Below are 25,463 nucleotides of genomic sequence, written 5' to 3'. Positions count from 1 at the left end.
ATATTGCGCATGACCGGCATCGCATCTGGTGTCGCCGGTAAATCCCTGAGTCACTGATGATCATTTATGAAAACCGCCCGCATATCCCCCACAACACGCCCGCCAGCCACAGTGCCAGCCCCCGGCAGGGAAGGTAATGCCGGTAATCTGCTGCGGCAGGCAGGTGTGCGTGTCACTGATGCACGTCTGAATGTCTTGTCCGAACTCTTGCTCAGCCAGCGCGCCCTGTCCCATCTGGAAATCCAGGATGCGATGCCAGCGATGGACAGGGTCACCCTGTACCGCGCCCTGGATTGCCTGACCGATGCCGGCCTGGCTCACAAGATATCCGGCGACGACCGCGTGTTTCGCTACAGCACCGGCAATGATGCTGTTCATGCACATGGGCAGCATCAACGTCAGGTCCAGCATCAGCATGGCCATTTCAAATGCACACGCTGCTCCAGGGTCTTTTGCCTGGATGAAGCGCAGGCACCGGCCTCGTTACGGACGCAATTGCAGGCGAGCTTGCAATCCACACTGGGACCCGGCTTTCAAAGTCATGACGTGGAACTGACCATCAAGGGCTGGTGTGCCGATTGTGCCAAGTGATGGCGCCAGGCAAGTAGGGCTTACAGGTTTTGCAAGCTTATCTGCAAGGCCATCAACAAACTGTTTTAGAGAAAAATCATGGCATTAATTCCCACCACCATCCTCACCGGCTTCCTGGGTGCAGGCAAAACCACGCTGCTGAATCGTATCCTGCAAGAAGATCACGGCCACAAGATCGCTGTCATAGAAAACGAATTTGGCCAGGAAAATATCGATAGTGAAATCCTGGTGCAGGACAGTAATGAGCAGATAGTGGAAATGAATAATGGCTGCATCTGCTGTACCGTGCGTGGTGACCTGATCATCGCCCTGAGCAAGCTGATACAGCAAAAAAATGAAGGCAAGCTGCATTTTGACCGCGTCATCATAGAAACCACGGGCCTCGCAAACCCCGGCCCGGTTGCCCAGACTTTCTTCGTTGATGAAGAAGTTGGCACCTACTATATGCTCGATGCAGTGGTGACCGTGGTGGATGCCCGCCATGCCATGCAACAACTGGACGAACATGAAGAAGCCCAGCGCCAGGTGGGGTTTGCCGACAAGATACTGCTGTCCAAAACCGATCTGGTCGATGCCGGGCAAGTAACCACACTGCGGACTCGCCTGGCGCGCATGAATCCGCGCGCACCCATCACGGCCGTCGATTTTGGTAAAGTGGCGATCAGCGAAGTGCTAGACCTGAAAGGCTTCAACCTGAATGCCAAGCTGGACCTGGACCCCGACTTCTTGCGTGCGGAAGAAGATGCACATGCGCATGCGCACGATGATTGCGACGACCATTGCACGCATGAAGACCATCATCATGACGAACATAAAGATGGACATCATGTGCACAACCACCATCATGCCCATCACTCCGACGATATCGCGGCCTTTGTTTTCAAGAGTACGCGGCCCTTCAATACCGGCCAGCTGGACGAATTTCTGGGTGGGCTGGTACAGGTGTTTGGCCCGCGCATGCTGCGTTACAAAGGGGTCTTGCTGATGGAAGGTGCCGACCGCAAGGTGATTTTCCAGGGAGTGCACCAAATCATGGGCACCGACATTGGTGCCAAATGGGGAGAAGACGAATTGCGCGAAAGCAAGATGGTGTTTATTGGCAAAAATCTACCTAAAGACATATTTATTGAAGGTTTGGAGCATTGTTTGGTATAAACTAGCGGGCTATTGAAGGCAGCTGTTGTCTGTCGTGCAAGTGGCGTTCATGCAAATGTCATTTACTTTATCAATAAGGGGAGGATAATTATCTGGAGCAAACATGTTTCAGATTTGTTCTATGTATTAACCCGTCGTATCGAAAGTAAGCGAAGTGGCAACTAAATCAACTAAATCGACTGCTACAGTCAGCGCCCCGGAAGCTCTGCTCACTGAGGAAGAAATCCTCAAGATGGGCGAGAAGGACTATATGAACGCTGCACAACTGGCATTTTTCAAGGCCCGTTTGCAGCAGCTTGAGAAGGATTTATTGAAGAACGCCGACGAAACCACCGAGCATCTTCGTGAAACCGTATTGGTACCAGACCCGGCAGACCGCGCCACGATAGAGGAAGAACATGCGCTGGAATTGCGCACCCGCGATCGTGAACGCAAGTTGCTGAAAAAAGTACAGCAATCCATCAATAGCATTGATGACGGCGATTACGGCTGGTGCGAAGAAACCGGTGAACCGATCGGCATCCCACGCCTGCTGGCGCGACCTACAGCGACCCTGTCCCTGGAAGCCCAGCAAAGACGTGAAATGAAGCAAAAGCTGTACGGCGACTGAGCAATATTCGGGCTGACCGCACTGCAGAGTGCGACAAGCCTGCAGTTAAAAAAGCGTGCGGCTAAAGAGCGTGCAGTTAACCACTGCGCGCTTTTTTACGAAATGGAATGCAACAATGTTGCAGGCGTCTGAACTTTTGCCGCTAAAACAACTCAAACGGTAGTAACGACGCCGTCAATTGCCGCACATCCGCAGTACATGCAGGCCAAAATGTCGGTTTTTTGCTACAATTTTTAAATTCTTTTTTACGCGTTTTGTGTGCTTTTGCGTTTTTGCGTCAAGCCTTATTATTCTACTTGCCCATTTGCCCACTAACCGACTAGCCCCAGATAAACCAGCCTCACCATGTTGCCGTCACTAAGCTCAAGCAAGAACAACAGCAAGCGCTACTTGCTGCTCTTTCTGCTGTCTGCGCTGTTATTCAGCCAGTGGCTGGGGTTTGCGCATCGCATGTCGCATGCGGGCTGGGCAGAAGGCAACGCACCGGTCGTCTTTAGCCAACAAGCCAGCAACACCAACAGCCTGATCGATGCGCTGTGGCCAAACAGCAAGGATGACAGCAGCACCCAGCATTCTTGCGCCCTGTACGACGCCGCCTGCGTCGCTGAATACCTGCACCTGCTGCCTGAGCAGATTGTCCTGCTGGATGGACATGCCCTGGCTTCCAGCAATACCAGCAGCACTGGCTGGCAAGCCCTGCTGCGCGTCCCCTTCTCGTCCCGCGCCCCACCTGTTCTGTTTGCCTGAATCTTTTATCCGCCCTCCTTTGCCTCGGTGAAGGACGGGCCTGGCATCAATTCGTCCAGACCAGCTTGGCTGAAGTCTGACATTGCATCGTTTGCAAACAGGAAACAATATGGCTTTTCAACGTACACTGATTACTACCGCAGTCATGGCACTGCTCGCCCAATTCAACCATGGCGCCCGGGCTGAAGGCTCGCCCATCAACACTGTCACGGTCACATCCAATCCCATCAGCAATGATGAAAACCTGCAAGTACTGACACCAGCCAAGATATTGGCAGGGCCTGAACTCAAGGCAAAGATAGGCACTTCCCTGGGAGATACGCTGAGCGGCGAACTGGGTGTATCGGCATCTGGCTTCGGCGCTGGCGCGTCACGCCCCATCATCCGTGGCCTGGAAGGCCCGCGTGTCAAGATCTTGCAAAACGGCATGGGTGTTGCCGACGTATCCAGTCTGTCGAATGACCATGCAGTTGCCAGCGAAAGTTCGACTGCCCAGCAGATTGAAGTCTTGCGCGGCCCTGCCGCGCTGTTGTACGGCAGCGGTGCCATTGGTGGTCTGGTGAATGTGGTTGATTACCGCATCCCTACCGTACTCAACAAGCTAACTACCGGCGAAGCCGAAGTCCGCGTCGGTACTGCCAATCAGGAAAAGAGTCTGTCCTTTTCCATCGATGGTTCCAGCGGTGTGATTGGCCTGCATGCTGACGGCAGTAGCCGCGATACCAGCAACTATAAAATCCCGGGCAACAGCGAATGGAATAATCCAGCCTCGGCCAGTGGCCGCCTGAATTCCAGCTTTACCCGCGAATCCACCCTGGCTGTGGGTGCATCCGTGATCCAGCCCTGGGGTTACCTAGGTGCAGCAGTGCAGACACTGAATGATCATTACGGTATCCCGACGGCGGAACGCTCATTTATTGACCTGCGCCAGAATCGTTTCGATCTCGATGGTTTGCTGAACTCACCCGTCAATGGCTTTGACAGCCTGAAATACAAATTCAGCGCCACCGATTATCAGCATACTGAAAAAGCAGAAGATGGCTCCCCAAACACCTATTTCAAGAATCAATCCATGGAAGGCCGCGTCGTGCTGTCGCACCCGTCCTGGGCTGGCTGGCAAGGTAGCTGGGGCCTGCAGACCGAACAGGTGAAATTCTCTGCCCTGTCCGCCAGCAGTGGTCGCGCCGATACGGTTCCGCCAACCACATCCACCTCATTGGCCGCTTTCGCCGTCGAACAAAAGCAATTTGGTGATGTCCTCGCCAGCACTGGTGTCAGGATGGAAAATGTCAACCGCAAACCGGACGCAGGCACCGGTCTGGTCTCGCGCGAATTCAATCAGTTTTCCGCCTCGGCGGGTGGACTTTGGCAATTTGAGAAAGGTTATAGTGCTGGCCTGAGCCTGTCATGGGCGCAGCGCGCACCGGCGACCGAAGAACTGTATTCAAACGGCCCCCATGAATCCACCGCCACATTTGACATAGGCAGTGTCAACATGAAGAAAGAAGTCTCGCGCAATGTGGAACTCAGCCTGCAAAAGACCAGCGGCATCCTGCACTGGAAGGTGAATGCCTTCCTCAACAAGGTCAGCAACTATATCTACGGCCATACGGACGGCACCACGGTAGATGAAGAGGGCAACCCCGATACTGACGCGGAATTTACCCGCCGTAACTGGTCGCAGGCTTCGGCCACCATCCGTGGCGGCGAAGCCGAAATCAGCTATAACCTGCTGGGTGAAGGCCCGTCAATACGCGCATTTGCCGACTATTCACGCGGTAGCCTCGACAGTATGGGCAGCCTGCCGTTGCAACCGGCGACCCGCACCGGCCTGGACCTTGGCTATCGCGAAGGTAAATGGCGTGCCGGCCTGAATATCCTGCACGCACAGCGACAAGACCGGCTGGCCAGCTTTGAAAGTTTCGAAACACCGTCCTACACCAAGGTCGATGCCAGCCTGACCTATACCCATCCTTATCAGAACAGCCAGCTGACCTGGTTCCTGATGGCGAAAAACCTGCTGAATCAGGATATCCGCCTGTCTACCTCGGTACTGCGGGAAAGTGTGCCGCAACCCGGCAGGAATGTTCTTGCGGGGCTAAGAATCAGCTTCTAATGTAAAAAAAGTCAGCTAAGAATTGCAAGAAAAATGTAAGCAGATGTAATTGCGCATTTAGTTATCAATTCATAACCTGTAAGTATTGGAGGTGGTATTCACCTCCAATTTCATTAAAAAACCGGTCTAATCAGTTTGTTTTTGAGAATATTGCGTAGCATTTAAAAGAGCATTTGAAAAAAAACTGCTTGGACCCATTGAGCCCAGTCAACCATTCCATCGCAAATCAGAATATACTAAGCACTCGTCAAATTCGCTAGCGGGCGGTTAGCGTTTATTCTTATTCGGGAACAAAGTGGGGATTTTTTCTCTTTTCGGTAAAAAAGGTGTCAAGCAGGAAGATCGCTCCACCGAGAAATCTTCTTCTAGAAAGACGCGCTCCAAGAATGGTAATACCGTCATTGGCGGTTTCCAGGACAGCGAGGTGTTTAGCAATTCGATTATTGCTCAGCGCCATATCGCCCGTGCCACGGAAAGAAAAATTGACGCGATTGAATTTGAAATGTCGCGTGACATCGTCAAGACCAGGCCGCCAACTGTCACCAAGACTGATCTGATGAACCCGCCGGCCGAAGTGCCGTCGAAAAAAAATCCTCCCGTAGAATTCCAGACAACGATGCCGTTGACCCTGCCTACCGATTATCTGCTTGGGCAGAATTCGGAAATGTCGGGATCCGCCGTTGCGCACAGTGAATCCGTACCCTTGCTGGAAGAAGCCGCGATCCTGTTCGCCAGTGGCCAGGCCGAGGTCGCCGAGCAAATGCTGGTGGCCGCCGTCCATCAAGAATTGGGTGACGCCACCGAAATCGGCTGGCAAATGCTGTTTGACCTGTATCGCATCGGTAATCACCAGCACAAGTTCGAAAGCCTGTCGCTCGACTACGCCAATAAATTTGAAACCTCACCACCTTTGTGGCCAGAGGTATTGAATAATACCGACCAGGATACCGATAATCGGTCCGACAACACCATGGCCAATATCAGCTTCCCGGCCAAACTGGATGCCGGCATTGTCAAGGTACTGGAAAAAATCCAGAACGCCAGCGCCAAGAGCCGCAGCCTGCGTCTGGATTTTATACGCGTCAAGGAAGTCGACCCTATCGGTTGCGGCCTGCTATTGCGTGCATTCAAGAATTTAAAGAAATCCGGCCACGACCTGATACTGATTGGTGCCAAAGACCTGTCGGACAAAATCCGTGCAATTTTGCTGGTAGGCCGTCGCGACGAAACTGAAGCACCATGGCTGCTGTTGCTGGAAATCTTGCAATTGCTGCATTTTGAACAAGCCTTCGAAGAAGTCAGTATGGATTACTGCATCACTTTCGAAGTCTCGCCGCCTTCTTTCGAAGCACCGAAAAACAATATCACTAGTTCCTTCCCGGAAATCAATAACGAGGACGAAACCGCTTCTGACAGCTTCCTGATGCCTAAAGTGGTGGAAGGCAAGACCGAATTCCTGCTGCAAGGCATCGCCGAACAGGCGGAAAGCCAAAATCCGCTGATACTCGATTGCTCACGACTGGAGCGGGTAGAGTTTGGTGCCTCGGCACAATTGCTGAATGGCCTGGCCCCTATCGCCGGCAAAAGCGGCATGAACATACGCTTTGAAAACGTCAATTATCTGGTCATGATGCTATTCCACGCCATGGGCCTGAAGAATATTGCCAGCATCATCGTCCGCAAACACTAAAGCAGTTTCCAGAATAGCAAGCGCTTGGACTGAATGAACTACCTGCATCTGCAGGAAGCCTCATTCGGCTGCGGCTTTGCCTGTACTGTACGCTAACTGTAACGCTGACTACAACGCTTGTAATTCCACGAAAACACCCCATTTTCAAAAAAACGGGCAATCCAGCCCGGCATCCGCCTTCAGCCCATCCGGCCTGAGCATTTGCAGCAGGCGTAGCGAATATCAATGAGGTTCATATGGAACAATTTCACGGCACCACCATCCTGACGGTGCGACGCGGCAATCTGGTTGCCCTTGGCGGCGATGGTCAGGTCACCCTTGGCAATATCGTCATGAAGGGCACCGCCCGCAAGGTACGCAAGCTGTATCACAACAAGGTACTGGCAGGATTTGCCGGCGGCACGGCCGATGCCTTTACCCTGATCGAGCGTTTTGAATCGAAACTGGAAAAACACCAGGGTCACCTGATGCGTGCTTCGGTAGAACTGGCCAAAGACTGGCGTACCGACCGCATGCTGCGCCGCCTGGAAGCCATGCTGCTGGTGGCAGACAAAGACACTACCCTGGTCATCACCGGCAACGGCGACGTACTGGAACCCAATCAGGGCATAGGTGCAATTGGCTCGGGCGGTACATTTGCCCAATCGGCAGCAATCGCCCTGTTTGAAAACACCGACCTGTCGCCCGTCGACATCGTCAAGAAATCGCTGACTATCGCCGGTGAGTTGTGCATTTACACCAACTTGTCGCACACCATAGAAACACTGGAATGAATTGGAATAAGCAATGAACATGACCCCACAAGAGATCGTCTCTGAACTCGATAAACATGTCGTCGGCCAGTCCAAGGCCAAGCGTGCCGTTGCCATCGCCCTGCGTAACCGCTGGCGTCGCCAGCAGGTAGAGGAACCGCTGCGCCATGAGATCACCCCCAAGAACATCCTGATGATAGGCCCGACCGGTGTCGGTAAAACCGAAATCGCGCGTCGCCTGGCCAAGCTGGCCGACGCCCCTTTCATCAAGATCGAAGCCACCAAATTCACTGAAGTGGGTTATGTGGGCCGTGATGTTGATACCATCATCCGTGACCTGGTAGATATAGGCATCAAGCAAACCCGTGAAGCTGCCACCCGCAAAGTACGCGCCCGTGCCGAAGATGCGGCAGAAGACCGGGTACTCGACATCCTGTTGCCACCAGCGCGTGATTTCGGTTTTCAGCCAAATGAAGCCGAAGCAACACCGGCGGACAATACTACCCGCCAGACTTTCCGCAAGCGTCTGCGTGAAGGTGCGCTGGATGACAAGGAAATTGAAATCGAAGTAGCCGAAGGCGTGGCCCATATGGAAATCATGGCACCACCCGGCATGGAAGAAATGACCGAGCAGATCAAGACCATGTTCTCGGGCATGGGCAGTGGCCGCAAGAAATCACGCAAGCTGAAAGTCAAGGAAGCGATGAAGCTGCTGATTGAAGAAGAAGCAGGCAAACTGGTCAATGAAGAAGAACTGAAGCAGGAAGCAATTCGCAATGTAGAACAAAACGGCATTGTCTTCCTCGATGAAATCGACAAGATCGCCTCACGTTCTGAAACTGGCGGTGCGGAAGTTTCACGCGCTGGCGTACAACGCGATTTGCTGCCACTGGTCGAGGGCACCACCGTGAACACCAAATACGGCATGATCAAGACTGACCATATCCTGTTTATTGCGTCGGGTGCTTTCCATCTGGCCAAACCGTCTGACCTGATACCGGAACTGCAAGGCCGCTTCCCTATCCGCGTGGAGCTTGAATCACTGTCCATCGCTGATTTTGAACGCATCCTGACCGGCACCGACGCCTGTCTGACACGTCAATACCAGGCACTGCTGGCGACCGAAGACGTGCAGATAGACTTCACGCCGGAAGGGGTAGAACGTCTGGCTGGCATCGCGTATGCGGTCAATGAAACCACCGAAAACATCGGTGCCCGTCGCCTATACACCGTGATGGAAAAGCTGCTGGAAGAAATTTCGTTCAATGCACACCAGAATAGCGGCAAGACCGTTGTCATTGATGCCGCCTATGTCAATGAGCGCCTGGAAGCCCTGTCGGTGAATGAAGACCTGTCGCGCTACGTGCTGTAATTTTTAATTTACAAACCCAGGGGTTCAACATGGCAAACAAGGCGCTGACAACACGACAACGCATGCAGTTCCGCGTTGAACCCGCACAGGTAGCTGTCTATCGTACCCGGCAGCACATCAAGCAAACGCCGCCGGCCCATCGTGGCCTGGCTGTGCAAAATCAACTACCGTTCCCTGCTGTCAACGCCACCCGCAAAGACAAGTCAGGGAACAAATAATCCCTTTCAAAAAGAGGAAACACCATGTTTGTCAGCCCGACTGCGAGCCCGACTGCCAGCCCGACCACCAGCGACCAACCCGACTATTCCATGCTGTCGCGCCAGCTTGCCAGCATACTGGAAAGCGAGCGCAATCTGATTACCAATGCGGCGCAGTTTTCTGCCTTTATCTACAACAGCATCAGTGACCTCAACTGGGCCGGTTTTTATCTGTGCACGCACGCCAGCAAACCGACTGCGGAATTCCCGCATGAACTCTTGCTCGGCCCTTTCCAGGGCAAGGTCGCCTGTACCCGCATCCCGTTCAAACGTGGTGTCTGTGGCACGGCAGCAGCCGAAAGACGCACGGTACTAGTGTCTGACGTCCATGCCTTCCCCGGCCATATCGCCTGCGATTCGGCATCGAATTCTGAAATCGTCATCCCGCTGATCAAGGATGGTGAATTATTTGGTGTATTTGATATCGATAGCCCACGCCTGGACAGATTCAGCCGCGACGATCAGCAAGGTCTGGAGCAACTGGTCGCCATTTTCGTGGCTGCCAGCAATATCAAGTAAGCTGATCTGGACCCAGCATTCCGGGGTCTCTTGTGGCCGACGACAGACAGAGACCAAGGCGGACTTGGTCTTTTTTGTTAAGCTATGTCAAAAATCCGCCCCTGCAGGTGTTGCCGTTCTACACTGAAACATCCGTATCAGTAGAGGTAGTCACATGTCAGGGAACCGGCGCCGGAAAATGCAACGCAAGCGCAAGCAGCTCTTGCGCAGGCGTGATCTGCTGACCCGGTTCATGGTGGATCTGGGGATTCATTACCTGGAAATACTGGGGCTGGACAAGGCCATGGATTTTTTGCGCAAGCATCAGGTGCCAGATTCAGTGATTAGCAGAGTCCTGCGCTTTCCAGAATACCGACGCCGTTATTGAATCAATGGCTTTCCTGCTTGGCATCCCGTGCCAGCAAACGGCTCATCATCTGCTGTGCCGATACGCCATCAAACAGCACACCTGCTACTGCTTCGGTGATGGGCATATCGACCCCAAGTTGGCGTGCCAACCCGCGTACCGCCTGGGCACAACGCACACCTTCGGCAACATGACCCAGCTCCTGCACGATATTTTCCAGCGACTTACCCTGTGCCAGCGCCAGCCCTACCCTGCGGTTACGTGACAAGTCACCGGTACAGGTCAGTATCAGATCACCGACACCCGTCAATCCCATCAGGGTTTCCGCCCGGGCACCGAGTGCCACCCCAAGGCGGCTGATCTCGGCCAGGCCACGGGTGATCAGTGCCGCGCGGGCATTCAGGCCCAGCCCCATACCGTCAACCATACCGGTGGCGATGGCCATGATATTTTTGACCGCACCGCCAACCTCAACCCCGATCATATCGTCGCTGGAATACACCCGCACGGCATTCCCGTGCAAAGCCTGTACCACCAGTTGACTCAGCGTGGCAGAAGTGGAAGCGATGGTCAAAGCACAAGGCAGGCCCTGTGCGACTTCCTGCGCAAAGGATGGGCCTGACAGGGCACCAAAAGCCATCTTGTCACCCAACACTGCATGCGCCACCTGGTGCGGCAGCAACTGGCTGGCTTCTTCAAAACCCTTGCACAGCCAGACAATATTGCTGGCCTGATACGGCAAGCAGGCTTCCAGCGTAGAGCGTAAACCAGATACCGAGGTCGCCACCACCAGCAAATTGTCCGGCCCGGCAGCATGCGCCAGGGCTGCAGAAAAATCTGCCGTTACCTGCAGGGAGGCTGGAAACGCAAAACCTGGCAAATAGGCCGTGTTTTGACGTTCCGCCTGCATGGCAGCGATTGCCTGCTGATTACGGCCCCACAGCAAGACCTGGTTTTTTGCCGCAAAAGCCATGGCCATGGCAGTACCCCAGGCACCTGCTCCCAATACGCTGATATTCATACTATCCCCTGACCACGCTGCAAAGTTGAAATTTCAAACTGCTGAATTTCGGATGTAAAAAAAGGACAGCATGCTGTCCCCGGTATTAAAGCGTGTTGGCAGGTCCGGTCACAGACCCCAGACTTCGTTGATTTTAACGAAGCCGATCTGGCCATCCTTGTGCTTGACCTTGACCCAGCCAGCACTCACCGGTTCAGCCATTTCCAGCAAGACATGCTTGTCAGCACTGAATACCAGCGCAGCGGCATCATCAGCGGCAGCGCGTACCTTGGCATTGGCAACCCGCACCACCAGACTGCGTCGCGTGATCAAGTCCTTGGACTCGACCCAGCTCATGTCACCGGACATATCCCTTACCTTGCTCCAGGCACCCGATGTAAACACGACTTCCACCGGCATGCCACGCGGTGCAACATACAATTTGGCCCCTTTGGCCCCTGGCGCATCATACATGATGACCGGGGACGCACCGACAGAACGAAATTCCAGCGCCTGTGCTGTACCACCTGCCGTCAGGGCAAGCAGAATCAAGGGCAGGGTCGTAATCAGGCGTTGCATGGGCTTCCTTCATCAAGCTGATCCAGCTTTCACCGGATCAGGCTGCTTCAATTACTGGATGGTTGCTGGTGCTTCGGCTGTTGCATCTGCATTACCTTGTTCAGCAGCAAGCGCCAGGCGTTGTGCGTAGAAGGCTTCGAAATTGATTTCGGACAGGTGGATAGGTGGGAAACCTGCACGTGTGATCGCATCCGCGACGTTGGAACGCAGGTAAGGATAAACGATATTCGGGCAACCGATGCCCAGCAATGGATCAAGCTGGTCTTCAGGAATATTGCGTGCTTCGAAAATACCGGCTTGCTTGCCTTCTACCAGGAAAGCCACTTTTTCGCCGATTTTTGCTGTGACAGTCACGGTGACGGTCGCTTCGTAGATGCCATCCGCCAGCTTTTCAGAGCCGACATCAACGGATACTTCGATACCAGGCGCTTCCTGTTCCAGGAAAATGGATGGGGAATTTGGCTGTTCAAGCGACAAATCTTTCAGATATACGCGTTGAATTTGGAATACGGGCTGCAGATTTTCGTCAGACATGTGAAACTTTCTAATATTCTAAAAGATTAATAATGAACAGCGAGACTGGCAGATAAGGTCATTTACAGCCATTTCAAGGTCGCGGCGCGCTATTGTAGCAAGTAGTCTGCAAAAACAGCAATTTACCTGAAAAACCCGTAGAAAATCCGGCAAATTTCGCGTTTTAGCCTTCCGGATTCAGTAGTGGATCGAGTTTTCCGGCCCGGTCCAGTGCCGATAAGTCATCAAAACCGCCTACATGGGTATCCCCTATGTAGATCTGTGGCACGGTACGGCGCCCGGTTTTCTGCATCATCGCCTCGCGTATGGAAGGATCCAGATCGACACGGATCTTCTCTATGTCATCAATCCCTTTGGATTTCAACAAACGCTCTGCCATATTGCAATACGGGCAAACAGCCGTGCTATACATGACTACATGGGGTTTCATCATTCTCTCCTGCTTACTTTACTGTCGGCAAGCCTTGCGTTTTCCACGCATCGATACCGCCTTCAAGACTGACAACCTGTCCGAAACCGGCCTTGGTCAACAAGGCCGCAGCACTGGCTGAACGTACACCACGTGCACAAACGGTAATGACCGCATTGTTTTTCGATTTTTCGATTTCTTTCAGGCGCTTGTCTAATTCTGCCAGAGGAATGTTTTTCGCGTTGGGCAGGTGCCCAGTCGCAAATTCTTCAGCGTCGCGCACGTCCAATACCAGGGTTTTTCCCTGATTTATCAATTGGGTGGCTTGCAATTGCGATACTTTGGCACCACGTTTCTGTAAAGCCGGGAACAATAGGGCTCCACCGGAAATGAGGGCAATACCTATCAAAAAGATATTATCAAGAATGAATTTCACAGGTTTCCAGTAGTAAGAATGGTTATCAGAAGCGCGTCATTATAAAATAGATGCCGCAGATGCATACTAAATCACTTATCTCACCTATCTCATTTTCTCGCACACTCTATGTACAAAATCGTTTTCATGCGCCACGGCGAATCTACCTGGAATCTGGACAACCGCTTTACCGGCTGGACCGATGTTGACCTGACGGAAAAAGGCGTCGCCGAAGCGACCCAGGCCGGCAAACTGTTGAAAGAAGCCGGTCTGAGCTTTGACCTGGCCTACACCTCGGTACTGAAACGTGCCATCCGTACGCTCTGGGGTACACTGGATGAAATGAATATGATGTGGTTGCCCGTCATCCACGACTGGCGTCTGAATGAACGGCATTACGGCGCACTGCAAGGTTTGAACAAGGCTGAAACAGCGGCCAAATACGGTGACGAGCAAGTGCTGGTATGGCGTCGCAGCTATGACACCCCACCCATGCCACTGGATGTAAATGATGAGCGTACCTCGTTCAATGACCCGCGTTACGCCGGTCTGGAACGCAGCCAGATTCCGCTGACCGAATGCCTGAAAGACACTGTCGCCCGCGTCATGCCAGCCTGGAACGATAGCATTGCACCAGCCATCCGCAGCGGCAAACGCATCCTGATTTCCGCCCATGGCAACAGCCTGCGCGCCCTGATCAAGATGTTGGACGGCATCAGCGACGACGACATCGTCAACCTGAATATCCCCAACGGCCAACCCCTGGTGTATGAACTGGATGCCGATCTGAAGCCGATCAGGCATTATTACCTGGGTGACCAGGCAGCCATTGCAGCGGCTTTGCAGGCCGTCGCCAGCCAGGGTAAATCCAAATAAGCATTTGATGCCACTTACACAGAAGTCGCTGAAACCCCTGCTGAGCATCGTGCTATGTCTGTCGTTGACGGGCATGGCAGCCTTTGCCATGGCGGCCAGCAATACCCGTGCAGTGCAAAAAAGCAAGGCGGAAGCCGACCGCCTGGAGTTGCAAAACCGCCTGAAGTCACTAAAAAACGACATCAACAAGACGGAAACAGCCAAAGACAATGCCAGTGACGCCCTGGCAGAATCAGAAAAATCAATTTCCGAAGCGAATCGCTCGCTGCGTGATTTGCAGACCGAGCAGAGCGAAACCGAAGGAAAAGTCAAACAATTGGCCGATGAACAACAGCGTCTCGCGGCCAAAGTTGAAAAACAAAAAAACCAGTTATCCAGTTTCCTGCGTCGTCAATATATGCGCGGTGACAGTGACCGCATCAAACTCCTGCTGTCTGGCGACAACCCCAACCGCATCAACCGCGAATTGCAATACATGAGCTATGTATCGCAAACCCAGGCCAAAATGATCGATGCCCTGCGTGTCAGCCTGAAAGCAGCAGAAAAAAATGCCGATGATGCCAGGGAAGCCAAGGCGGAACTCGATGAAATCGCCGACGAAGAAAAAAGCCACAAGTCGGCACTGGAAAAAGAGAAAAAACGGCATGCCACTTTATTAAGTCAGTTGGCAGAAAAACTGTATGTACAAAAAAAACAGGCTGATAGCCTGGAAAAAGATGAACAAAGACTGGGCAATCTGGTCTCACAATTAAATAAAGTCATAGAAGAACAGGCCAGGGCCGATGCAGCCAAGGCAGCGCTGGAAGAAAAACAGCGCCAGGAAAGAATTGCAGCAGCACAGAAAGAAAGAGCAAGACAGGCAGCACAGGGCAAGAAGCCGGCAAAAATCATCAATCCTAATGCGATCGATGCCGACGAACCACCAAGGCAGGCGAAGGCAGAAACACCGCCGCCGGGTGAGTTTGACAAGCTCAAGGGTCAATTGCGCTTGCCGGTCAAAGGTGAAATCGTGGCCAAATACGGCAGCAAGCGTGCCGACGGGCCAAGCTGGAAAGGCATGTTCATCAAAGCCAGCGAGGGCGCAGAGATCAAATCCATCGCCCCTGGCAAGGTAATTTTTGCCGATTGGTGGAAAGGCTATGGCAATATGATCATCGTTGATCATGGTGGCCAGTACTGGAGTCTGTATGGCAACAACCAGGCAGTATTGAAACATGTGGGTGATGTCGTAAAAGCAGGTGATGTGATTGCCAGCGCTGGAAACAGCGGCGGCATTGAAGAATCAGGTTTATACTTTGAAGTACGTCATCAAGGGCGTACATTTGATCCTCTCAACTGGATCGTCGTTAAATAGGCTTTAGGTGAATCATGGGCAGCAAATTCAAGAATTTCGGTTTAATTGGCCTCGGCATGGTAGCGGGTGTAGCGGTTTCCATGCAGTTTTCCGCAGTGGCTCAAAAAACCACGGGTAATCCTTTGCCGGTAGAAGAATTGCGGCAGCTCGCAGATGTCTTCGGTTTGATCAAATCAGATTATGTCGAACCGGTGGAAGACAACAAACTCCTGACTGAAGCCATTACCGGCATGGTGGCGTCGCTGGATCCGCACTCCGCCTATCTGGACAAGAAATCATTTAAAGAATTAAAAGAAGGTACACAGGGCAAATTTGTCGGCCTGGGTATCGAAGTCGGTATGGAAGATGGCTATGTCAAAATCATTTCCCCTATCGAAGATTCACCGGCTTACCGTGCCGGCCTGAAACCGGGTGATCTGATTACCCGTCTGGATTCACTGCCAGTCAAGGGCTTGTCGCTGGACGAAGCCGTGAAAAAAATGCGCGGCGAACCGAATACCAAGATTACGCTGACGATTGCCCGCAAGACGGAAGACAAACCGATTATTGTCACCATCGTGCGCGAGCTCATCAAACAGCAAAGCGTCAAGGCCAAGATCGTCGAACCTGGTTATGCATGGGTGAGGATCGCCCAGTTCCAGGAGCCGACGGTCGAAGACATGGCCAAGAAAATCCAGACCCTGTACGCACAGGACCCGGCCATCAAGGGCCTGATCCTGGATTTGCGCAATGATCCGGGCGGTGTCTTGCCGGGTGCTATCGGTGTTTCTGCGGCCTTCCTGCCGAAGGACGTGCCAGTGGTCTCCACCAATGGTCAGTTGCCTGATTCCAAGGCAACCTTCTACGCAAGGCGCGAATTTTACTCGGGACGCACCTTGAGTGACCCGCTGGCAAAACTGCCTGAAGCGGTAAAAAACGTACCTATGGTGGTCCTGATCAATACTGGTTCGGCTTCTGCGTCTGAAATCGTGGCCGGTGCCCTGCAGGATTACAAGCGTGCCACTATTCTGGGTACCCAGAGTTTTGGTAAAGGCTCGGTACAAACCATACGCCAGATTTCTGCCGATACAGCAGTCAAGCTGACCACGGCCCGTTACTACACGCCGAATGGTCGTTCCATCCAGGCCAAGGGTATAGTCCCCGACCTGAACGTGGAAGAAACCGCCGACGGTGATGGTTTCAATGGCCTGCGTGCCCGTGAAGCCGATTTGCAAAAACATCTGACCAATGACAAGGAAAAAGAAGTCGCCCGCCCTAAAGTCGATGAAGCGGAAGAAGAGCAGCGTCTGATCGCCCTGGCGAAAAAGAGCAAGCCGCTGGAATATGGTGGCGCAGAAGACTTCCAGCTGGCCCAGGCACTGAATCACTTGAAGGGCCTGCCAGTTAAAGTCACTGAAGCCAAAGTCGCCGATAAGGATGGCAAGGACAGCAAAGATGCCAAAGACACAGGCAAGGACGCTGAAAAAGGTGGCAAATCGGACAAGTCAGATAAATCGGACAAATCAGATAAAGCAGACAAACCCGAACATAAAACCGACAGCAAGAAAAAATAAACCCTGACAAAAAGGCCGCACGCAGCGGCCTTTTTTACTACGATGAACGACCAGCAACTCTTACGCTATTCCCGTCATATCCTGCTTGACCAGATAGGCATAGAAGGCCAGCAACAAATCACTGAAGCACGCGCCCTCATCATCGGTGCCGGCGGCCTTGGGTCCCCGGCTGCACTGTATCTGGCCAGCGCCGGTGTCGGCAGTATCACCATCGTCGACAATGACAGTGTGGACCTGACCAACCTGCAACGGCAGATCCTGCACACGACAGAACGGGTGGGCATGGCCAAGGTCGCCTCAGCCAAGCTGAGCCTGCAGGGTATCAATCCCGACATTCACATCATGGCACTCCAGGAAAGAGCTGAACACGAGCGACTGGAAGAACTGGTCAGCCAGGCCAGTATCGTGCTCGATTGCTGCGACAATTTCGCCACCCGGCATGCAGTCAATGCCGCCTGCGTCAAACATGCTGTGCCACTGGTGTCGGGTGCTGCCATTGCCTTTGATGGCCAGATCAGCGTCTTTGACAGCCGCAAGCCCGAATCACCCTGTTATGCCTGCCTGTTCCCGCCCGACCAGGTGTTTGAAGAAGTACTGTGTTCCAGCATGGGCGTGTTTGCACCACTGGTTGGCATCATAGGCAGCACCCAGGCGGCAGAAGCACTCAAGCTCATCATGCACATCGGCAAACCGCTCAGCGGCCGCCTGCTGCTGCTTGATGCCTTGCAGATGGAATGGACCAGTATAGGCATCAGCAAGAACCCTGCCTGCACTGTCTGCGGTCAGCATCATGCTGCCTGAATCACCTCATGCTTCTGGCACTGACTCCTCTACCCATGTCGCTTTGAAGGAAACCCATGTACACACTGTATTACTGCCCCGGCTCTGCCAGCATGATCGTCCACCTGGCCTTGCTGGAAATCGGCGCAGAATATGAACTGAAACTGGTCGATGTAGAAAAAAAACAGCAGAAAGATCCCGCTTACCTGCGCCTGAATCCGAACGGGGTGGTGCCTACCCTGGTCTTCGATAATCGCCCTTACCTGGAATCCGCAGCATTGCTGATGTTATTGTCCGAACGCCACCCGGAAGCCGGTTTGATGCCCGCCATTGGCAGCATAGAGCACGATCAGTGGCGTCAATGGATAGTGTTCATCAGCACCAGCCTGCAGACAGCTTTCCGTGCCTGGTTTTATCCGGCCGAACTGGGCTATGAAGAGCATACGGAAGTCACGCGGCTAGCCTTGCAAAAACGCATTGCTGCGATCTGGGACCAGCTTGAACAGCACCTGAGCCAGCATGGTCCCTACCTGCTTGGTGACACGTTCTCTGGCGCTGATCTGCATCTGACCATGCTGATGCGCTGGTCACGCAATATGCCACGCACGGCGACGGAATGGCCCGCACTGAACCGGCTGGCACACCTGATCATCGCCCGCCCCAGCTGGCAAAAAATGGTGGCCATCGAAGGCATCGATGCCTGGCCGAAAGTGACCTCCAATTGAATGGATCCAGTGAATAAGTCCAGTAAAGCCCGCGATCTGTATGCCGCCAACCAGGCGGCCATGCGGCCCACCATCATCCACCCAGAAGTATCCTTCACTGAATTTCGCGGTGTCCGCAACCTGCATCTGTCTTCCGAGGCAATACAGGGTGCCATGCGCCTGGCAATGCCTGACCAGATTGAGCTTGAATACGTACAGCAAATGATGATGTGGATGCTGTTCAGCGTAACGCCACAACATATCGTGCAACTGGGCCTGGGTGCGGCATCACTGACCAAGTTTTGCTATCGCCAGTTTCCACAGGCACGGGTCACGGCAATAGAACTGAATCCAAATGTGATACAAGCCTGCCATCAGGATTTCAAACTACCTGCCGATGATGAACGTCTGCAAGTGCTGGAAATGGATGCCATGCTGTACGTCAGCAATGAAAAAAATCATGCCAGCATCGACATCCTGCAAATCGATCTGTATGACGCCGCCGCAGCAGCACCGGCACTCGGCGGCCCGGCTTTCTATCAAGCTTGCGCTGACTGTCTGAAGCAAGATGGCATGCTGACTGTGAACCTGTTCGGCAATCCGCAAAATTATGAAGCCAGTTGTGCAGCCAACATCGCCGCACTGGAAGCAAGCTTTGACGCCGTGGTCTGGTTACCGCTGGTGCATGACGCCAACACCGTCGCCATCGCTTTCAAACAGGCCCCCGTAGTTGATTTCGATGACCTGTATGAACGCGCAACAGAAATACGCCTGGCCACAAAACTGCCAGCAGCGACCTGGGTGAATGGCTTGAAAAAATGGATGGAAGATCAAAGCTGAAGCAAGCCGCATCATGCAGGCTTTTTCAGCTGGGATTGGTTCAACCCGGCATCGGCGGCATTGTCGGCATTGTCTGCCTGAGACACGTGAACTGTATTTCAGCCTTGGGGACATTCCCGAGTATATAAGGCGGGCGGACTTCCTGGGTGCTGACGAGCTGGAAAGATTGACCCAGTTTTTCGCAATACCGCGTGGCTTCCTGAAGAGCTTCTGCCTTTAGTGTGCCAGACCCGAAAAATCCGGTCGCTGCCTGACGCGATACCATATAGGTATCCTTACCTATCGGCATGACGCCAGAACTGGATGCGCAGGCTGTCAACAGCAGCGCGGCAAAACAAAACAGAACTCTCATCTGGTCACTCGTCAAAAATGGAACATCATGCTTGACTTCAGCTTGGCATCCAAACTTCTCAGCCATTTAAAAAATAAACCAATCCGTCGGATCGCGTTTTTATTCGCCATCCTCTTCCGCATGATGGCAGCAGATACACAGCTTGTTACCGTCAGGGTCGCGAAAATACGCGCCATAATAATGGGGGTGGTAATGCGGACGCAGACCGGGTTGGCCTTCGTCGATGGCACCATGTGCCATGGCGACCGCATGACAGCGCCGGACTGTTTCACGTGATGCTGCCAGCAACGCAATCATCTGGCCGTTACCGGCACTGGCTGGCGCGTCATTAAATGGCAAGCCAATCACGAATAACGGACGGGGCTGCCCGCTGGCCACCCAGCCTGCCCAGGGCTTTTCTGCATCACTAAATTTCAGCACCAGGCCAAGCTCGACCATCAGTGCTGAATAAAAATCGAACGCGAGCTTAAAATCACGGATGCCTATGAACACATGCGAAATCACGAAATACTCCTTCTTCAATGCGCTTTTTTTGCTAAGCCCAGATAGGTATCAATCACCCGCTGATCATTCGCCAGTTCAGCCGCCAGCCCTTGCAAAGCGATTTGTCCGGTTTCCAGCACATAGGCATAGTCTGCTACCTGCAGCGCTGCGCGGGCATTTTGCTCGACCAGCAAAATGGCGACGCAAGTTTGCCTGAGTCGCTGGATGATGTGAAAAATTTCCTTGACGATTAAAGGCGCCAGGCCAAGGCTGGGTTCATCCAGCATCAGCAATTGTGGCTTGGCCATCAAGGCGCGCCCCAGTGCCAGCATCTGGCGTTCACCACCCGACAGGGTACCGGCTTCCTGATTGCGTCTTTCTTTCAGGCGCGGGAATAAATCAAACACGACCTGTAACTGGTCTGCATAATTTTTTTCACCAGCCTGGTAACGACGATAGCTGCCCAGCAGCAGATTATCTTCCACCTTCATGCTGGCGAATAATTCGCGCTTTTCCGGCACTAGTGACATGCCCTGAGCAACCCTGGTTTCTATGGCGACACCGGCCAAATCTTTGTCAGATAAAAGTATCTGCCCGCGCAGGCTGCCATTCGCCGGCAATGCACCGGCAATCGCATTGAGCATGGTGGATTTGCCGGCACCATTGGGACCGATCACTGTCACGATCTGTCCGGCATCCACCTGTATGTTGACGGCTTGCAAAGCCTCAACCTTGCCGTAAAAAACCTGTAAATCCCGGGTCTGCAGTAAGCCGGGTTCGCTCGATGAAGTCACCGGGATGGCCGGCGCTGCCGGCGAGTCTGTAGAAATTGGCGTCGTCATCAGTCTATCCCACCCAGATATGCTTCCAGCACGGCCGGATGCTGTTGTACCTCTTGCGGCAAGCCTTCGGCGATCTTGGTGCCGAATTCCATCACCACCAGATGATCGGTCAGATTCATCACAAAATCCATGTCATGTTCGACCAGCAAAATACTCATGCCTTCACCGCGCAATTTGCGCAGCAATTCTGCCAGTTCCTGTTTTTCCTTGTAGCGCAAACCGGCTGCTGGTTCATCCAGCAACAACAGTGTCGGGTCACAGCACAGGGCGCGGGCGATTTCCAGTATGCGCTGCTGCCCCAGTGCCAGGCTGCCGGCTTCTTCCTGCATCAGGTGGGCCAGGCCCACCCTTTCCAGTTGTCGCTGCGCTTCTGCCAGCAGGGAATTTTCTATCTTGCTGTCACGACGCAAAATACTGGACATCACTTCCATCACGTCGCCACCCTTGGCGCGCAAATGGGCACCGATGGCGACGTTTTCCAGCACGCTCATGTTGGCCAGCAAACGCACATGCTGGAAGCTACGGCCGATACCCAGTTTGACAATCTCGCGCGATGGCAGGTTGCCGATATCGCGCAACTGGCCGTCGCGATAAAAACGGATGGCTCCACTGCTCAATGGCAATACCCCGGTCACCAGATTGAACATGGTGGATTTGCCCGCGCCATTCGGGCCGATCAAACCGACGATTTGCCCGGCACTGACAGTGAACTGCATGTCATTGACGGCCACCAGGCCACCAAACTGTTTGCGGGCCTTGTCAATTTCCAGAATGACAGTATTGGCCACAGGCTTGGTGCGCGTGTTGAGGACGGCCGCCCCCGGCTTGACTTGTATGCCCTGGTCTTCTGGCAGCCAGGCAGCAAAAACACGCCTGGTCCAGCGCGCAAGATAAGGCCATACGCCATCGCGCGCCCTTTGCAACAGCAGTATCAGCAAGACACCGAACACGATGACTTCAAAATTACCGTTCGCGCCCAGCAAGACCGGCAGGATGCTTTGCAACTTGTCTTTCAACAGGGTCAGCAAGGCGGAGCCCAGCAAGGCGCCCCAGACATGTCCGGCACCACCCACCACTGCCATGAACAGGTATTCAATGCCTTGATTCAAACCGAAAGGCGTAGGATTCACCGCACGTTGCAGATGGGCGTACAGCCAGCCGGAAATACTCGCCAGCATGGCGGCAATCACAAAGATGATGACCTTCATCCTCGCGGTGTTGACACCCATGGCTTCGGCCATGACACCCCCCCCCTTCAAGGCGCGTATGGCGCGCCCAGGGCGGGATTGCAACAAGTTCTGGATGGCGATGATCGCCAGCAGCAGGATGACCCAGATCAGCGCAAACATGCTGCGCCCGCTATCCAGTTTGAAGCCGGCAAGGGTAATTGCCGGGATGCCGTTCAAGCCATCGTATTTGCCTAGAATTTCCATATTGCCAAACAGGAAAAACAGCGACAGGCCCCAGGCGATGGTACCCAGTGGCAGATAATGGCCAGACAGACGCATGGTGATCATGCCTATGGTCAATGCCGCCACCATGGTCAGTAGCAGGCCTGCCAGCAAACCCAGCCAGGGTGAATATCCCAATGCCGTGCACAGATAGGCGCTGGAATAAGCCCCCAGTCCGACAAAGGCCGCCTGCCCGAATGAAGTCATGCCACCGACACCGGTCAACAGCACCAGCCCCAGTGCGACGATGGCATACAGGCCGATATAGTTGGCCAGGGTGATCCAGAATTCTGGTACCGGCATCAGCGGGAATAACAGTATCAGTACCAGCAATACCCATTTGCCATGTTGGATGAGTGTCTTCATTATTCTTCATCCTCATCATTGTGTTTGCTGTTCAGCGAACGCCACAACAAGACGGGGATAATCAGGGTGAATACGATGACCTCCTTGTAAGCGCTGGCCCAGAACGATGAATAGGATTCCAGCAAGCCCACCAGCAAGGCACCAGCCGCAGCCACCGGATAACTGACCAGCCCACCGACGATGGCCCCGACAAAACCCTTGAGACCAATCAGGAACCCCCCGTCGTAATAGACCGTCGTCACCGGGGCGATCAGTACGCCGCACAGTGCACCCATGGCAGCCGCCAGGGTAAATGCCAGGCGTCCGGCCTTGATGGTTCCTATTCCCACCAATTGCGCACCCAGGCGATTGACAGCCGTAGCACGCAAGGCTTTGCCAGACAGGCTGCGTTCAAAATAAAAATACAGGGCTGCGATCAGCAAACCCGACACCCCTATCACTACCAGGTTTTGACCGGATATCTGCATGGCACCGATTTCCAGGCGGGCATCGCTGAAAGCCGTGGTGCGCGAGCCCTCAGCACCAAACATGACCAATCCCAAACCGGTCAGTGCAAAATGCACGCCGACAGACACAATCAGCAGCACCAGCGTGCTGGCTTCGGCCAGTGGCTGATAAGCCAGCCGGTATATCATCGGCCCCATCGGTATCACGATCGCCAATGCCAGGCCAACCTGCGCAAACAGCGGCCATTCCTGGGCCGACACATTGCGTGCCAGCAGCCAGATACACAAAGGTGCCAGCACCAGCCGCGCCGCGCTGAACAGCAGACTCTTGCCGGCGTTGGCCACTGGCTGCGCGGCCCGCAGGACAAACCAGGTTTCCTTCATCATGCATAACAAGCCGAAGCCCAGCAACAGACTGGCAGATTGGGGAAACTTGCCAGACTGGATGGCGGCCAGGCTCAGCGCACCAAAGGCGACGAACTCACCCTGCGGTATGAAAATAACCCGCGTGACCGAAAATACCAAGACCAGCGCCAATGCCAGCAGGGCATAGATGGCACCGTTGGTAATGCCATCCTGGGCCAGTATGGCCGCAATTGAAAAATCCATGAATACCTGACTTTCTTTGGTGTTACCTGATCAGGGCTTACGCAAAACCGCCCTGGCTGCTTTGCAGCTCCTCTCCTAGGAGCCGTGTACTAAAGTACTGTCGTCGTCGCTGAAGGTACAGTCGGGGTTTCAGGCAACATGTTGCCTGCCGACATAACGAACCTCCCCTGCAAGGGAGGTTTCTTAAAGCGATAGCCTTGCCAGGACGATTTTGCGTAAGTCCTATTACTATATTTTTTTTCAGTCCACATGCCGAATAAAAAGGGAGCCGCAGCTCCCTTCTTTCAGACATGCAGAGATCAGTTGGCCTGACCGAACAGCTTCCATTTGCCATTGACGATTTGCACCATGACACGTGAACGCTGATCAAGACCAAGATGGTCAGTGTCACTCATGTTAACGATGCCGTGTGAGACGGGCAGGTTGCTGATGTTTTCCAGTGCCAGGCGCAAGGCAGCACGAAATTCTCTGGTGCCAGGCTGGGCTTTCTTCAAAGCCGCTGTCGCTGCGGTTTCCAGCAACAGGCTGGCATCCCAGGCATGGCCACCAAAAGTGGAAACCGAGCCGGCACCGTATTCTTTTTCATAGGCTTTCAGGTAGCGCATGGCAGATTTCTTGACTGGATTATCGGCAGGCAATTGCTCAGCCACCAGCAAGGGGCCGGCTGGCAACCAGGTACCTTCACAATCCTTGCCGCAGACGCGCAGGAAATCATTGTTGGCCACACCATGGGTCTGGTAAATCTTGCCTTTATAGCCGCGCTCTTTCAGGGTTTTCTGTGGCAAGGCTGCTGGTGTGCCGGCACCGGCAATCAGCACAGCATCCGGATTGGTCGCCATGATTTTCAGGATCTGCCCGGTCACTGAAGTGTCATTGCGGGCAAAGCGTTCATTCGCAACGATCTTCAGTTTGCGCAGTTCGGCGATTTTGGAAAATTCCTTGAACCAGCCTTCACCGTAAGCATCGGCAAAGCCGATAAAAGCCACAGTCTTGATGCCATTGTCATTCATGTGGCCGGTAATGGCCGTCGACATATGTGAATCATTTTGCGGGGTCTTGAACACCCAGAAGCGCTTTGAATCCACTGGTGAAATGATCGCCGATGACGCTGCCATGGAAATCATGGGAATTTCATTTTCAGCGGCGACATCGATCATGGCCAGTGAATTTGGCGTGATGGTAGAACCGATCAGGATATCGACCTTGTCTTCAGCGATCAGCTTGCGTGCATTTTTGACGGCGGTCGTGGTATCAGACGCATCGTCCAGCACGATATATTCCACCTTCTTGCCGGCAATTTCTTTTGGCAACAGGGCGAAGGTATTTTTTTCGGGGATACCCAGGGAAGCAGCAGGGCCGGTAGCGGATACATTCACGCCCACCTTGATCTGCGCATTAGCACTACCTGCCAATACCAGCGACAACATAACTGGCAAAGCAGCCAGTGCGAATCGTTTCTTCATGGATAGTCTCCTGTCTTGTTTTTTGTTTATGGAATACCATTAACCGACCGATCGGTCGGTTAATTTTTATTCAGTGTAACCTTTCCTATGTCCAGGCACAACAGCAGGGCCAATTTTGACGTGCAGGCACAACCTGGCACAGGCGGCAATCACTCTTTATACTTCAGATAAGCCGTTTTTGGCAGTTTTTTCTTATGTTTCCAACATGCAAGATATGACACCGCTGCGGGCTGGTCTTTTCCGGTGAGCTGC

At 53.5% G+C, this 25,463-nt stretch carries 28 protein-coding genes; 17 read left to right on the top strand and 11 right to left on the bottom strand.

All coding sequences use genetic code 11. From position 1 onward, the window contains the following. Positions 1-66 precede the first annotated feature (66 nt). The 11 genes from ACO0LM_RS06430 (at position 67) to ACO0LM_RS06380 (ending at position 10,176) form a co-directional block, all read left to right on the top strand. A complete protein-coding gene (locus tag ACO0LM_RS06430; RefSeq protein ID WP_423035386.1) occupies positions 67-591 on the top strand; it encodes a Fur family transcriptional regulator in 525 nt (174 codons plus the stop codon). Between the two features lie 78 nt (positions 592-669). Then, positions 670-1,746, top strand: a complete 1,077-nt coding sequence (locus ACO0LM_RS06425) for a CobW family GTP-binding protein (RefSeq protein ID WP_423035384.1) — start codon at positions 670-672, stop codon at positions 1,744-1,746. A gap of 205 nt (positions 1,747-1,951) precedes the next feature. Then, positions 1,952-2,356, top strand: a complete 405-nt coding sequence (gene dksA, locus ACO0LM_RS06420) for an RNA polymerase-binding protein DksA (RefSeq protein ID WP_422983813.1) — start codon at positions 1,952-1,954, stop codon at positions 2,354-2,356. 345 nt (positions 2,357-2,701) lie between these two features. Then, a complete protein-coding gene (locus tag ACO0LM_RS06415) occupies positions 2,702-3,103 on the top strand; it encodes a hypothetical protein (RefSeq protein WP_423035382.1) in 402 nt (133 codons plus the stop codon). A 109-nt stretch (positions 3,104-3,212) separates the two neighbouring features. Beyond that, on the top strand, positions 3,213-5,219 hold the full coding sequence (locus ACO0LM_RS06410) for a TonB-dependent receptor (RefSeq protein ID WP_423035380.1): 2,007 nt from the start codon (positions 3,213-3,215) through the stop codon (positions 5,217-5,219). A 295-nt stretch (positions 5,220-5,514) separates the two neighbouring features. Then, a complete protein-coding gene (locus tag ACO0LM_RS06405; protein WP_423035379.1) occupies positions 5,515-6,909 on the top strand; it encodes a hypothetical protein in 1,395 nt (464 codons plus the stop codon). A gap of 236 nt (positions 6,910-7,145) precedes the next feature. After that, complete coding sequence (gene hslV / locus ACO0LM_RS06400; protein WP_162043733.1) at positions 7,146-7,682, top strand: ATP-dependent protease subunit HslV; 537 nt, start codon at positions 7,146-7,148, stop codon at positions 7,680-7,682. Between the two features lie 13 nt (positions 7,683-7,695). Then, positions 7,696-9,033, top strand: coding sequence for an ATP-dependent protease ATPase subunit HslU (gene hslU, locus ACO0LM_RS06395; protein WP_423035377.1), 1,338 nt, complete (start codon positions 7,696-7,698; stop codon positions 9,031-9,033). Between the two features lie 29 nt (positions 9,034-9,062). Continuing rightward, positions 9,063-9,251, top strand: coding sequence for a hypothetical protein (locus tag ACO0LM_RS06390; RefSeq protein ID WP_423035375.1), 189 nt, complete (start codon positions 9,063-9,065; stop codon positions 9,249-9,251). A 24-nt stretch (positions 9,252-9,275) separates the two neighbouring features. Then, positions 9,276-9,809, top strand: coding sequence for a GAF domain-containing protein (locus tag ACO0LM_RS06385; protein WP_423035373.1), 534 nt, complete (start codon positions 9,276-9,278; stop codon positions 9,807-9,809). Positions 9,810-9,987: 178 nt separating this feature from the next. After that, positions 9,988-10,176, top strand: coding sequence for a hypothetical protein (locus tag ACO0LM_RS06380; protein ID WP_423035371.1), 189 nt, complete (start codon positions 9,988-9,990; stop codon positions 10,174-10,176). A 1-nt stretch (position 10,177) separates the two neighbouring features. Here ACO0LM_RS06380 and ACO0LM_RS06375 read toward each other — a convergent pair whose 3' ends face one another. The 5 genes from ACO0LM_RS06375 to ACO0LM_RS06355 all read right to left on the bottom strand — a co-directional run bounded on the left by ACO0LM_RS06375 (position 10,178) and on the right by ACO0LM_RS06355 (position 13,113). Next, positions 10,178-11,176 (bottom strand): NAD(P)H-dependent glycerol-3-phosphate dehydrogenase, encoded by a 999-nt coding sequence (locus ACO0LM_RS06375; protein ID WP_423035369.1) that lies wholly within the window; start codon positions 11,174-11,176, stop codon positions 10,178-10,180. 108 nt (positions 11,177-11,284) lie between these two features. After that, on the bottom strand, positions 11,285-11,734 hold the full coding sequence (locus ACO0LM_RS06370; protein WP_422983698.1) for an SH3 domain-containing protein: 450 nt from the start codon (positions 11,732-11,734) through the stop codon (positions 11,285-11,287). A 51-nt stretch (positions 11,735-11,785) separates the two neighbouring features. Continuing rightward, a complete protein-coding gene (secB, locus tag ACO0LM_RS06365; protein WP_422983700.1) occupies positions 11,786-12,268 on the bottom strand; it encodes a protein-export chaperone SecB in 483 nt (160 codons plus the stop codon). Positions 12,269-12,431: 163 nt separating this feature from the next. Beyond that, a complete protein-coding gene (gene grxC, locus ACO0LM_RS06360) occupies positions 12,432-12,698 on the bottom strand; it encodes a glutaredoxin 3 (RefSeq protein ID WP_423035852.1) in 267 nt (88 codons plus the stop codon). A gap of 13 nt (positions 12,699-12,711) precedes the next feature. Next, positions 12,712-13,113, bottom strand: coding sequence for a rhodanese-like domain-containing protein (locus ACO0LM_RS06355; protein ID WP_422983704.1), 402 nt, complete (start codon positions 13,111-13,113; stop codon positions 12,712-12,714). A gap of 108 nt (positions 13,114-13,221) precedes the next feature. On the opposite strand from ACO0LM_RS06355, the gene gpmA reads away from it, so the two are divergent. From gpmA to ACO0LM_RS06325, 6 genes are read left to right on the top strand one after another with little or no spacing between them, the layout of a single operon-like run. Further along, entirely contained in the window at positions 13,222-13,968 is a 747-nt protein-coding gene (gpmA, locus tag ACO0LM_RS06350) for a 2,3-diphosphoglycerate-dependent phosphoglycerate mutase (RefSeq protein WP_423035367.1), read from the top strand. A gap of 7 nt (positions 13,969-13,975) precedes the next feature. After that, the gene (locus ACO0LM_RS06345; protein WP_423035365.1) at positions 13,976-15,322 is read left to right on the top strand and encodes a murein hydrolase activator EnvC family protein; all 1,347 of its coding nucleotides are present in this window, start codon (positions 13,976-13,978) and stop codon (positions 15,320-15,322) included. A gap of 14 nt (positions 15,323-15,336) precedes the next feature. Continuing rightward, on the top strand, positions 15,337-16,875 hold the full coding sequence (locus ACO0LM_RS06340) for a S41 family peptidase (protein ID WP_423035363.1): 1,539 nt from the start codon (positions 15,337-15,339) through the stop codon (positions 16,873-16,875). Between the two features lie 42 nt (positions 16,876-16,917). Continuing rightward, complete coding sequence (locus ACO0LM_RS06335) at positions 16,918-17,676, top strand: HesA/MoeB/ThiF family protein (protein ID WP_423035361.1); 759 nt, start codon at positions 16,918-16,920, stop codon at positions 17,674-17,676. 56 nt (positions 17,677-17,732) lie between these two features. Further along, the gene (locus tag ACO0LM_RS06330) at positions 17,733-18,380 is read left to right on the top strand and encodes a glutathione S-transferase family protein (protein WP_423035359.1); all 648 of its coding nucleotides are present in this window, start codon (positions 17,733-17,735) and stop codon (positions 18,378-18,380) included. 9 nt (positions 18,381-18,389) lie between these two features. Then, complete coding sequence (locus tag ACO0LM_RS06325) at positions 18,390-19,199, top strand: spermidine synthase (protein ID WP_423035357.1); 810 nt, start codon at positions 18,390-18,392, stop codon at positions 19,197-19,199. A 40-nt stretch (positions 19,200-19,239) separates the two neighbouring features. Here ACO0LM_RS06325 and ACO0LM_RS06320 read toward each other — a convergent pair whose 3' ends face one another. From ACO0LM_RS06320 to ACO0LM_RS06295, 6 genes are all read right to left on the bottom strand, one after another. After that, the gene (locus ACO0LM_RS06320; protein ID WP_423035355.1) at positions 19,240-19,551 is read right to left on the bottom strand and encodes a hypothetical protein; all 312 of its coding nucleotides are present in this window, start codon (positions 19,549-19,551) and stop codon (positions 19,240-19,242) included. 99 nt (positions 19,552-19,650) lie between these two features. After that, positions 19,651-20,055 carry a VOC family protein gene (locus tag ACO0LM_RS06315; RefSeq protein ID WP_423035353.1) on the bottom strand — a complete coding sequence of 135 codons (405 nt, stop codon included), beginning with the start codon at positions 20,053-20,055 and terminating at the stop codon, positions 19,651-19,653. Between the two features lie 14 nt (positions 20,056-20,069). Further along, complete coding sequence (locus tag ACO0LM_RS06310) at positions 20,070-20,876, bottom strand: ABC transporter ATP-binding protein (RefSeq protein WP_423035351.1); 807 nt, start codon at positions 20,874-20,876, stop codon at positions 20,070-20,072. Next, positions 20,876-22,693, bottom strand: coding sequence for an ABC transporter permease subunit (locus tag ACO0LM_RS06305; protein ID WP_423035349.1), 1,818 nt, complete (start codon positions 22,691-22,693; stop codon positions 20,876-20,878). Before ACO0LM_RS06305 ends, ACO0LM_RS06310 begins: the two co-directional genes overlap by 1 nt. Next, positions 22,693-23,748, bottom strand: coding sequence for a branched-chain amino acid ABC transporter permease (locus ACO0LM_RS06300; RefSeq protein ID WP_423035347.1), 1,056 nt, complete (start codon positions 23,746-23,748; stop codon positions 22,693-22,695). The genes ACO0LM_RS06305 and ACO0LM_RS06300 overlap by 1 nt, the downstream gene beginning before the upstream one ends. Before the next feature lie 299 nt (positions 23,749-24,047). Further along, positions 24,048-25,211, bottom strand: coding sequence for an ABC transporter substrate-binding protein (locus tag ACO0LM_RS06295; protein WP_423035345.1), 1,164 nt, complete (start codon positions 25,209-25,211; stop codon positions 24,048-24,050). Between the last annotated feature and the right edge of the window lie 252 nt (positions 25,212-25,463).

Source organism: Undibacterium sp. Di26W, from assembly GCF_049340265.1.
Classification (GTDB): Bacteria; Pseudomonadota; Gammaproteobacteria; order Burkholderiales; family Burkholderiaceae_D; genus Undibacterium.
The sequence above is the reverse complement of the archived record's forward strand: the minus strand, read 5'-3'. Positions and strand labels throughout refer to the sequence as shown.